The sequence below is a fragment of the Pseudoalteromonas luteoviolacea NCIMB 1942 genome (assembly GCF_001625595.1).
Lineage (GTDB): Bacteria > Pseudomonadota > Gammaproteobacteria > Enterobacterales > Alteromonadaceae > Pseudoalteromonas > Pseudoalteromonas luteoviolacea_A.
In genome coordinates this window covers 1-335 of record NZ_AUXT01000069.1, presented here as the reverse complement: position 1 = coordinate 335, position 335 = coordinate 1, and the positions used below count along the sequence as shown (strand labels likewise).

The 335-nt window shown below is 42.1% G+C and carries 1 pseudogene; it reads right to left on the bottom strand.

Annotated features, from left to right (window positions below):
• Positions 1 to 335: pseudogene (locus N482_RS25480) on the bottom strand (winged helix-turn-helix domain-containing protein); the annotation flags it as partial.

Sequence of the window (335 nt, the reverse complement as noted above, 5' to 3'; positions counted from 1 at the left end):
GCTCTTGGCCTAGAGCCACGCTCAGCCCAAATCCGTGTTGTTTGATTTTGTTGGCCAAACCGTGCCTCATCTTGAAACCAAATATCCATATTTTCTGGCATCACATTAAAAGGGGTGTGAAGGATCGTTGACATACTAAACTTTTTTAAAAGCTTCTTGCGCTTCTTTCGATTGCTTGGGGTGCTTAGAGCGCGTTGTGATCCAACTTAATTCCAGACTATGTAATAAGCGATATACGTTACCTAGTTGATAGTTAACATTAAAGCGCTTGCTAATATAGGTTTGGATATCGGCACCGATCAATCGCCCACCGTCATTAGATTCAGCATGTTGTA